The following is a 9,423-nucleotide window of genomic DNA, read 5'->3' as shown; positions in this document are numbered from 1 at the left end:
CGCGCCACGGTCGGAGCGTAGCTCAGCCTGGTAGAGCACTGTCTTCGGGAGGCAGGGGCCGGAGGTTCGAATCCTCTCGCTCCGACCAATAAAACAAGGCGCCTTCGGGCGCTTTTGTTGTTTTTTACACGATCCCTGATGCCGGCTGGTTCTGTTCCGTGGCTAAGAAACGCCTTGGGGTGGAAACTGATCTGCCGTGGGGTGGTGACAGCCGTTTTGAAATCCAGTATCACCGCTTCCAAGCACAAGACGCGAACAGGACGACAAAAATGGCTGAACACAAGCACGGCTCCATGGACATCACCGTTCAAGAGAAAACCTACGCAAGCTTCATGACTTTCGTGACCCGGTTTACCATCGGGCTGGTGATCTTTGCAGTTTTCCTGGCGATCTTCGCCACCTGAACCTGATCTAACCAGCGGAGTGATCCTGCATGCGGACCCCGATCCTGATCCTTGCGCTTTGCGCAGCTCTTGCGGGGTGCGCGGCACCTCAGCGCCCAGATGCGGATCCTGAAACGATCGCCAGCGTTGCCTATCGGGATGCGGGCAAGCCTTCGATGACGCTGATAACGGTGGTCAACAACCGCACCGGAGAGGGCGGTCACACCGCGCTGATGGTCAATGCTTCCGAGCGGGTGATCTTTGATCCGGCAGGATCCTTTTATGCCGACATCGTGCCAGAGCGGCAGGATGTGCTCTTTGGGATCTCCCCGCGCATCTTTCAGGCCTATCGCAGTGCGCATGCGCGCTCGACTTTCCATGTGGTAACGCAGGAAGTTCCCCTCACACCTGAGCAGGCGCAAATCGCCTATCAGCTGGTGACCACAAATGGCCGTGTGGCGGGTGCATTCTGTGCCAATGCGACGTCGTCAATCCTGCAGCAGATCCCTGGCTTTGAGAGCATCGATGTCACTTTTTATCCGGTGAAATTGCAAGAGCAGATGGCTCAGTTCCCGGGCGTCGTGACGGACAAATACTACGAAGATGACAGCGAAGACCTGAAGGCAGGACTTGCACAAGGCAATGCGGCGCTCAACGCACCCGCTGGCGGATAAAGGTATCCACCACTATGAAATGGCATCAGGGCGCTGTGATTGCGGCGCCCTTTGTTGTTTTAGATTGGCGGTTCCCAAGTGTGCTTGCGGCTTTGAAGCAGAAGTGAATTCCTTTTATTTCCAAATCCTTAGCCAAATACATACATGAGCGTCCACAGGCTGCATGCACCGGTCGCCATGGCGAGCAAGACGTTTTTGCTAAAGACCGCTACCACGAAAGTCAGCGCGGCTGCGGCAAAATGAATGAGGCTTGGCTCGCCCTGCGTCGGGGCTGGCCAGACTACCAAGGGTGCAACCAGCGCCGGAATAATGGCGACGGCCGTATACCGCAGGTGGCGCATGAGCCAGGCTGGCATCGTGCGATTGCCCACGAGGCCAATAAACGCAAAACGCAGCCCGTAAGAGCCAATCGCAAGCCCCGCGATCACCAGCCAGAGTGTACCGTGATCAAACGCCATTTCAGTTTCTGTCATTGCTTTGCCTCTGCTGCGGTGTTTTTGCGTTCGAACCAGACCTCGGCCTGCGCGCCCGCCATCATGCCGGCGATCCCCGCGACGATCAGTCCGAGATTATAGGGCATAAGGGTCGCAGGCAGCGACACGGCGCAGGCCGTGAAGCAGGCAATCACATGCGCCGGCGTCCGCAGCATGGGCCCGATCATCGCCAGAAAGGCAATGGGCAAGACAAAGTCCAGTCCCAGACTGTCCGGGATCGACGCGCCAACAAGGGCACCGGTGATGGTCGCCGCCATCCACGCCGGAGCCACCAAACCATTGGTGCCAAAGAAATAGGCCATGCGCTCCGGTGTGCCCCAATCGCTGCGGCGCTCAAACTCGATCATGGACAGCGCATAGGCCTGATCGACAGTCAAATATGCGGCGAAAGCACGCTGCCACAGGGGGGCATCGCCAAGGTAGGGCGTGAGCGAGGCCGAATACATCGCAACCCGCAAATTGACCGCAAGGGCAGAGATCAGCACGATGAGCGTAGGGGTGTGTTCCTGCATCAGTTGCAGCGCCGTGAACTGAGCCGAGCCCGCAAAGACGGCAAGCGAGAATGAGAGGGCCTCGACCACATTGAGACCCGCTTCGGCTGCAAGCACGCCAAACAGCAATCCAAAGGGCCCGGTAACCAGAACAAAGGGCGCGCTGTCGCGGACCCCTTTCCAGAATGCGGATTTCGCGGTGGAGATTGTCATGGCGGGGCCTTAGGTTACCTCGCATAGAACGAGGCGGGTGGAAGGATCTTGGCAAGTGTCAAAGCTTAACGTGTCAACTGAATACCGGATTGCGCCGGACCCCGGCAACCCGCATCTCACGCGCAAAGTCACGGGGATGGATCACCTCGGTCACGAAACCGAGATCTCGGTGGTAGAGGAGCGCCCTCTGACGATCTATCTGAACCGCCAGGAGATCGTCACTGCGATGACCATCGGCGATTATCCGGAGTATCTGGCGCTGGGATTCCTCAAGAATCAGGGCATGCTGAGCGCTGACGACGTGGTCACTCGGGTTGACTATGACGAAGAGGTCGAGACCGTGGTGGTGCGCACCGAAGTGGAGACCTCGCATGAAGAAAAGCTCCAGAAAAAGACCCGAACGTCCGGCTGCGCGGTCGGCACCGTGTTTGGGGATATGATGGCGGGTCTTGAGGGGGTGAACCTGCCTCAAACCCCGGTGAAGACATCCTGGCTCTATAAGCTCGCGCATGAGATCAACCGCACGCCCTCGCTCTATCTGGAGGCAGGTGCGATCCATGGCACCGTGCTCTGTCAGGAGGACCGCCCGCTGGTCTATATGGAAGACGTGGGGCGTCACAATGCGGTGGACAAGATTGCAGGCTGGATGCTGTCCGAAGGGGCGGCGGCCTCGGACAAGATCCTTTATACCACCGGGCGGCTGACCTCAGAGATGGTGATCAAGACCGCGATGATGGGCATCCCGGTGCTGGCCTCGCGCTCGGGCTTCACGGCATGGGGCGTGGAAATCGCGCGGCAGGTGGGGCTGACTCTGATCGGCCGCATGCGCGGGCAGCGGTTTGTCTGTCTGGCCGGCGAAGAGCGACTGGTTCGCGATGTGGACCCTGCGGCGATGCCAGAGGAAGACAGGAAGCACCGCCGCAAGAGCGCGGATTGACACGGCGGAGGCAGCGCGCCTCGGGGCCATCGAGGCCCTACGGCGCGCGTCGCGGCGGTGCCGCTCTGGACGCGAGGCAAGTGGAGGGAGTTGAGCCATGGAACGTGATTTTGGGATATGGGGCGTTTTTGGTTTTATGGCGTGGATAGTGGCCGGCTTCTCTGCGCTTGCGTTCTTCTGGAAAATGACTTCGACTTTGGGGCGGTATTTTAGCGCGATGGAGACGACCCCTTGGCAGCACCGCACCACCTTGGGGTGGCGAATTGAAAACCCCATTGTGCCGACACTGGGTGTTCGCAAAGACTATTCGCATCGCAGATTGTTTTGGCGGCTTACGCTTTGGGGGGCGCCACCACAGCTCGTACACTCGCAAGAGGCATTGTCGGCCTTACAGTCCTATCGGTGCTTGGTGCTTTCGATCTATTTGATGCAGGCGCTCGCCGTGGTGCTGTTTGGCTTCTTTTTTACGTGGGCACTCTTATGGTTGAGTATAGGCGTCACAGTGGCGGCTCTCTTGGTGTTGTGGCCTGCCCCTTGGACGGAGAATGTGACATGATCCAACCCCTCGGAGTGATCCTTGCCGGTGGTCTCGCCACCCGGATGGGGGGTGGTGACAAGGGGCTTTTGTCCCTTGGCGGTCAGAGCTTGATGGCGCGAGTCATCGACCGGTTGTCACCGCAAGTGCGTCAGATGGCGCTCAACGTCAATGGTGACGGGGCGCGGTTTGACGATTTTGGGCTGCCGGTTATTCCGGACAGTATCGACGGCTTTGCCGGGCCGCTTGCCGGTGTCCTTGCGGGGCTCGATTGGGCGGCAGAGCAAGGCGCAGATACCATTGTCACGGTGGCGGCTGACACGCCGTTTTTCCCGACTGATCTGGTGGAGCAACTGGTTGCAGCCGCAGACGGACAGGACACTCCGCTGGTTCTGGCCACCACCCCCAAGAGTGGCGATGAAATCCTCAAATCGGGGGGCAAGGGGCGCGTGAACCGGCATCCGACCTTCGGGCTTTGGCCCGTGGCCCTGCGCGACGATCTGCGCGCGGCCCTGCAGGATGGGCTGCGCAAGGTGGTCTTGTGGACCGATCGGCACGACGGGCGCGAGGCGCTCTTTGACGCGGAGCCGTTTGATCCGTTTTTCAACGTCAATACACCCGAAGACCTGGCGCGAGCGGAGGCATTGCTGTGATGAAAATATACGGTGTCACCGGCTGGAAGAACAACGGCAAGACAGGTCTGATGGAGCGGCTGGTCGCCGAGTTCACCGCGCGGGGTCTCACGGTGTCGACCCTGAAGCACGCCCATCACAGCACGGATGTGGACCAGCCAGCGACCGACAGTTACCGTCACCGCGCGGCTGGTGCGTCCGAAGTGGTTCTGGCCTCTCCGAACCGGGTGGCCATCATGCAGGAGTTGCGCGGCGCTGATGAGCCCTCCCTGACTGCACTTCTGGCCAGAATGCGCCCGGTCGATCTGATCCTGGTAGAAGGCTACAAGCGCGAACCCCACCCCAAGATCGAAGCCCACCGCGCCGAGGCGGGGACTGCGCTGATTGCGCCCGACGACCCAACCATCCGCGCTATTGCCTCTGATACGCCGCTCGATCTGGACCGTCCGGTTTTTGATCTCGACGCCACACCTGAGATTGCTGATTTCATCGCAAAGGAGCTGGGGCTCTGACTGCGTTTGACAGTTTTGCAATGCTCGATTGGTCCGGCGGCAACGATACAGGGCCCACACCGCGCCGGGATGCGATCTGGGCCTGTGTGGTCCGCGCCGGAGAAGCACAGGCGCCGGTCTATCTGCGCAACAGGCAACTGGCCTCGGACTGGCTCAAGGACCTCGTTGATAGCGAGCTACGCGCTGGAAGGCGCCTGGCAATAGGGTTCGATTTCCCCTTTGGCTACCCGCAGGGTTTTGCCGCGGCGCTCACGGGGGAGGCAGATCCACTTGTACTGTGGCAGTGGTTTGCAGACCGGATCGAGGATGCGCCAAAGCTCAACAACCGATTTGATCTCGCGGGCGACATCAATCTGCGTCTTCAGCCCGGAGGGCAGGGCGAGGGACCCTTTTGGGGCAATGGCCTGAAACGCGATATCGCCGGTCTGCCGCGCCGCAAAACACAGTATCACAACCCCTTTGCGGAGCGCAGACAGGTGGAATACCGCGCCAAGGGCAGCTTTACCTGCTGGCAGATGTCCGGTGCGGGCTCGGTCGGAGGGCAGGTCATGATGGGCTTGCCGGTCCTGCAGCGGTTGCGGCGTGAATTTGCCCCCCATGTCTCCGTCTGGCCCTTCGAGCCTCTGGAGACCCCGGTCGCGCTGTTAGAGATCTGGCCATCACTCACGGTTGGTGCCTGTCCAGACGGGTGGATCAAAGACGCATGGCAGGTACATTCTGTTGCTCTGGACCTTGCGGGGCTGCCTGTGGCAGACCTGAACCGTTATCTGACCGTGACTGCCCCCATTGCATTGGAAGAGGGCTGGATTTTCGCTGTGGAGCCTGATCGATGACCCTGACCCCGCCGCCCCTCAGCAATGACTGTTTTGCCTTGCCGCAAGGGGTGGATTGGACCCCGGTGGATCAGGCTCTTGCCCTGCTGCAAGAGCGCCTTGGGCCGGTGACGTCGGCGGACACCGTGTCGCTCTCCGAGGCGCTTGGTCGGGTGCTGGCCGAGGATGCCGTGGCGCTCAGGTCCAACCCACCGCAACCCAACACGGCGGTTGATGGGTATGGATTTTCGGGTGGACGCCCGGAGGGGGCGCAGGTGCTACCCCTTCAGGAGGGGCGCGCCGCAGCCGGGGTGCCCTATGGAGGAACTGTGCCTCAAGGGCATGCCCTCCGAATTCTAACGGGTGCGGCACTCCCCGAAGGTGTTGATACCGTCGTGTTGGAAGAAGACGTTCGCACCGATGGTCAGTCGATCGCCTTCAACGGACCGCTCAAGCAGGGGGCCAATACGCGCAAAGCGGGCGAAGATGTGAACGCTGGCGAGGTGATATTGCGCAGGGGGCGCGTCCTGACGCCTGCGGATCTCGCGCTGACATCTGCAACGGGGCTTAACAGTCTGGTGGTGCGCCAGCGCCTGAGAGTCGCGGTGATTTCCACCGGCGATGAACTGGTCGAGCCGGGGCAGGCCGCGCGAGACGGGCAAATTTATGACGCCAACCGTCCGATGCTGTTGGCGCTGATGCAGCAGTTTGGATTTGCCACGGTCGACATGGGGCGCATCCAGGATGATCGCGCAGCGCTCGCAGCAGCGCTGGATCAGGCGGCTGCACAGGCGGATGTGATTCTGACCAGTGGCGGCGCGTCCGCGGGGGACGAGGATCATGTCTCGGCCCTTCTGCGCGAATCTGGCGCCATGCAGGAATGGCGCATTGCCCTGAAACCGGGACGTCCACTGGCGCTTGGGATGTGGCAGGGCACGCCCGTCTTTGGCCTGCCGGGCAACCCTGTTGCCGCCTTGGTCTGTACGCTTGTCTTTGCACGCCCCGCGATGGGCCTTCTGGCGGGGGCGGGCTGGTCTGAGCCGCAAGGATTTGAGGTGCCAGCCGCGTTCTCCAAGCGAAAGAAACCGGGGCGGCGAGAATACCTGCGCGCGCGCATGCGGTCGGGATGTGCGGAGGTGTTCAAATCCGAAGGCTCAGGCCGGATTTCGGGCCTCAGCTGGGCCGAGGGGCTGGTAGAGTTGCCTGATGGGGCGATGGATGTCGCGCCGGGAGATCCTGTGCGATTTATTCCCTTCGCCAGCTTTGGCATGAGCTAACAGCCGGGGTGGCCCTCCCGCCGAGCGCGGCAGCATCACAAATGCCACCACCCCCGTTTGGGCCCGGCAGCGCGCCCTACGGGCGCGCTGTGGTCGTATTTGAACCACAACCAAGGTGATAAAACGCGGGCCTCTCCCAAAGGCTGCTGCGTCCAATGGGAACGGGTGAAGTTATCATGCAGGTGTGACGGGCGGGAAATTCTCCGAACTTCAGGCCTCGCCAGACGTCATCAGTGGTCTAGCACCCGTGCAAAAACGTCGTTTTGATAGGCCTGATCCTCAATGCGAAACTGTGTGATGCCGATCCGTTCAAAGCCTTGAGCAAGGTAGAAGGCGATGGCGGGCGCATTCTCAGAGTTGGTGGTGAGCCAGATCGAAGTCGCTCCCGCCTCATGCGCGGCCTGCAGGCCTGCCAACAACAACGCGCGGCCAAGGCCTTTACCCTGATGACGAGGTTGCACGTATAACGTGGCGACCTCGGTCTGGTGGCCGCCCGCCAGCGGGTCCGGGCAGCGGTGCGACACCCGGATGTAGCCATCGATCCCATCCTCGTTCTGCGAGACGATGATGTTTTGATCCGGCGCGTGGATCAATGCCTCCATTCGGGCAGGCGTAAACTCCGAGAGCACATAGTCTGCAAAATGCGCTGTGATGCCCTGGCGCAGGTAGGTCCCGACCCAGACCTCTACCGAGAGGGCTGCCAGACTGGAGGCATCCTCTGGGCGGGCTGGGCGTAGCGCTATGTTCACGCGCACTACCCCAGCAGATCAGTCGAAGGTCCCGGCAACACGCCCCAACAGCATGAAAGCGCGGGCCGTGCGGGTGTCGCTCAGGGCGGAAATCTCCGCATCCGAAGCGTCTTGCTCAAAACGGGTGAAAATCTGATCGAACCGGCGCAAGAAGTGATGGGCGCTCTCGCGAAACAGCGGATCCTGTTTCATGCGCGCCGAGGAGAGCGCCAGCGACGAGCGATCCCGAACACCCCCAAGCGCCGCCACCGACCGGCCACGCGCACCATGGGCGAACTGACGCCAGACATCTGGGCGGGCGCGGTCAGGGCGCAGATCATCCATGTAGATGCCTTCCTGACTGAGCAGCGTCAGCACATCTTGCGCAGCCTGTATCACCTGGGCCGCGTGACGATCCTTGAGCGCCAGACGCAGCGAGACAAATCCCTCTTCGTCCTCTGCCGAATCGGGAAAATTCAACGCGCGGATGAAGTGATCGTTGGAGAGCGGCGGCGAAATTTCCTCTGCGGAGGTGCCCAGTTCGAACGAGCCCTGCTCGGCCACGGCCTCCATCGCTTTGGATGGAATCGCAAGGCGTGTTGGCGTGGCGCGAGAGGATTGGAACGTGGCAAGCACGGTTTCCGTTTTGCGCGCGGTTTCCGCAATTTCGTCGAGCTTTTTGGCGACCGAAGGCTCTGACACCACCGCAGCGGCCTGCGTGTGGGCAAGATACATGTGCCGGAGGCTCGAAATCGCCGCATGCAGGCGCTCTGTTTCCTCGCGCATGATACGGGCAGAGCGCAGAGCAATGGCCGCCACCAGCAGCATCAGCACCGGCAGCATCACCGCCAGAATTCGCACGAGGGGGGCGTTCCATTCTGTCGACAGCGCCATATCCGGCGCCAGCACGTAGACGGCCACCACGACCAGAGCCCACAAGACCCCAAGCACAAGAGCGATCGCTTCGGCGAGGCCGAGGGAGGGGCGCGAACCACTCTCAAGCTCAGGCAGTCTCAGATCGGACTGCCGCGGTGCCTTGGTCTGTTCGTTTGGACTGCGTTCACTGGTCATGCTTTGCCTGTCCGTCCCGCGCAGCGGCGTTTCTACTTAACCGTAAGTGATGTCCAGAATTTCGTAGGAGCGATCACCACCGGGCGTGCGCACTTCTACACTGTCGCCTTCTTCCTTGCCGATCAAGGCGCGTGCAATCGGAGATTTCACATTCAAAAGACCCGCTTCGATATTCGCCTCGTGTTCGCCAACGATCTGCCAGGTTTTCTCTTCATCGGTGTCTTCGTCGACCACGGTGACCTTGGCGCCGAATTTGATCGCACCGGAGAGCTTTGACGGATCGATAACATCGGCCAGAGACAAGACGCCCTCGAGCTCCTTGATGCGGCCTTCGATGAAGGACTGCTTCTCACGCGCAGAGTGATATTCTGCGTTTTCCGACAGATCGCCCAACTCGCGGGCTTCGGCGATGGCCTGAATGATCGCCGGGCGCTCCACGCTTTTGAGGTTCTTCAGTTCTGCTTCGAGGGCGTGAAAGCCCTGCGGCGTCATCGGGATCTTGTCCATGGTCTTGTCCGCTTTCGTGGTTCGTTCTTTTGTTGTCACATGCTCATGAACGCCGCCGCCCCGCCGCGAAGAGCAGCGGGGCGAGCCGTCGTGTTGGCAAATACCTGACCCAATCGCGGACGCAATTGCAAGGGGGGGCGTCTCAGGTTGTGCAGGG

The 9,423-nt window shown here is 60.9% G+C and carries 13 protein-coding genes and 1 tRNA gene; 9 read left to right on the top strand and 5 right to left on the bottom strand.

The features are described 5' to 3' along the window. Positions 1–11 precede the first annotated feature (11 nt). The 3 genes from TM1040_RS04265 to TM1040_RS04255 all read left to right on the top strand — a co-directional run bounded on the left by TM1040_RS04265 (position 12) and on the right by TM1040_RS04255 (position 1,057). Positions 12–88: transfer RNA gene (locus tag TM1040_RS04265), tRNA-Pro, on the top strand. 181 nt (positions 89–269) lie between these two features. Then, complete coding sequence (locus tag TM1040_RS04260; RefSeq protein ID WP_011537365.1) at positions 270–404, top strand: aa3-type cytochrome c oxidase subunit IV; 135 nt, start codon at positions 270–272, stop codon at positions 402–404. A gap of 29 nt (positions 405–433) precedes the next feature. Beyond that, entirely contained in the window at positions 434–1,057 is a 624-nt protein-coding gene (locus TM1040_RS04255; RefSeq protein WP_011537364.1) for a hypothetical protein, read from the top strand. Between the two features lie 128 nt (positions 1,058–1,185). On the opposite strand, the gene TM1040_RS04250 is transcribed toward TM1040_RS04255, so the two are convergent. Both TM1040_RS04250 and TM1040_RS04245 read right to left on the bottom strand, forming a co-directional pair. Continuing rightward, positions 1,186–1,530 carry an AzlD domain-containing protein gene (locus TM1040_RS04250; protein ID WP_011537363.1) on the bottom strand — a complete coding sequence of 115 codons (345 nt, stop codon included), beginning with the start codon at positions 1,528–1,530 and terminating at the stop codon, positions 1,186–1,188. Then, complete coding sequence (locus tag TM1040_RS04245; protein ID WP_011537362.1) at positions 1,527–2,255, bottom strand: AzlC family ABC transporter permease; 729 nt, start codon at positions 2,253–2,255, stop codon at positions 1,527–1,529. Before TM1040_RS04245 ends, TM1040_RS04250 begins: the two co-directional genes overlap by 4 nt. Before the next feature lie 55 nt (positions 2,256–2,310). Between TM1040_RS04245 and TM1040_RS04240 the strand changes: the two genes are divergently transcribed. The 6 genes from TM1040_RS04240 to glp all read left to right on the top strand — a co-directional run bounded on the left by TM1040_RS04240 (position 2,311) and on the right by glp (position 6,960). Beyond that, positions 2,311–3,192, top strand: a complete 882-nt coding sequence (locus tag TM1040_RS04240) for a formate dehydrogenase accessory sulfurtransferase FdhD (RefSeq protein ID WP_011537361.1) — start codon at positions 2,311–2,313, stop codon at positions 3,190–3,192. Positions 3,193–3,289: 97 nt separating this feature from the next. Beyond that, the gene (locus TM1040_RS04235) at positions 3,290–3,748 is read left to right on the top strand and encodes a hypothetical protein (RefSeq protein ID WP_011537360.1); all 459 of its coding nucleotides are present in this window, start codon (positions 3,290–3,292) and stop codon (positions 3,746–3,748) included. Beyond that, positions 3,745–4,380: a molybdenum cofactor guanylyltransferase MobA gene (gene mobA, locus TM1040_RS04230; RefSeq protein ID WP_011537359.1), complete on the top strand. Its 636-nt coding sequence runs from the start codon at positions 3,745–3,747 to the stop codon at positions 4,378–4,380. Before TM1040_RS04235 ends, mobA begins: the two co-directional genes overlap by 4 nt. Further along, complete coding sequence (mobB, locus tag TM1040_RS04225; RefSeq protein WP_011537358.1) at positions 4,380–4,871, top strand: molybdopterin-guanine dinucleotide biosynthesis protein B; 492 nt, start codon at positions 4,380–4,382, stop codon at positions 4,869–4,871. The genes mobA and mobB overlap by 1 nt, the downstream gene beginning before the upstream one ends. Positions 4,872–4,891: 20 nt before the next feature. Then, a complete protein-coding gene (locus TM1040_RS04220) occupies positions 4,892–5,704 on the top strand; it encodes a hypothetical protein (protein ID WP_011537357.1) in 813 nt (270 codons plus the stop codon). After that, a complete protein-coding gene (gene glp, locus TM1040_RS04215; RefSeq protein ID WP_011537356.1) occupies positions 5,701–6,960 on the top strand; it encodes a molybdopterin-binding protein in 1,260 nt (419 codons plus the stop codon). The genes TM1040_RS04220 and glp overlap by 4 nt, the downstream gene beginning before the upstream one ends. Positions 6,961–7,190: 230 nt before the next feature. Here the strand turns inward: glp and TM1040_RS04210 are convergent, their stop codons facing one another. The 3 genes from TM1040_RS04210 to greA are packed head-to-tail and all read right to left on the bottom strand — an operon-like array spanning position 7,191 to position 9,266. Then, positions 7,191–7,703, bottom strand: coding sequence for a GNAT family N-acetyltransferase (locus TM1040_RS04210; RefSeq protein ID WP_166485522.1), 513 nt, complete (start codon positions 7,701–7,703; stop codon positions 7,191–7,193). 24 nt (positions 7,704–7,727) lie between these two features. Next, positions 7,728–8,759, bottom strand: coding sequence for a hypothetical protein (locus TM1040_RS04205; RefSeq protein WP_011537354.1), 1,032 nt, complete (start codon positions 8,757–8,759; stop codon positions 7,728–7,730). Positions 8,760–8,795: 36 nt separating this feature from the next. Next, positions 8,796–9,266: a transcription elongation factor GreA gene (gene greA / locus TM1040_RS04200; protein WP_011537353.1), complete on the bottom strand. Its 471-nt coding sequence runs from the start codon at positions 9,264–9,266 to the stop codon at positions 8,796–8,798. Positions 9,267–9,423 lie beyond the last annotated feature (157 nt).

The organism is Ruegeria sp. TM1040 (assembly GCF_000014065.1).
Classification (GTDB): domain Bacteria; phylum Pseudomonadota; class Alphaproteobacteria; order Rhodobacterales; family Rhodobacteraceae; genus Epibacterium.
Note: the sequence above shows the minus strand (reverse complement) of the source record. Positions and strands in the feature narration are given on the sequence as shown.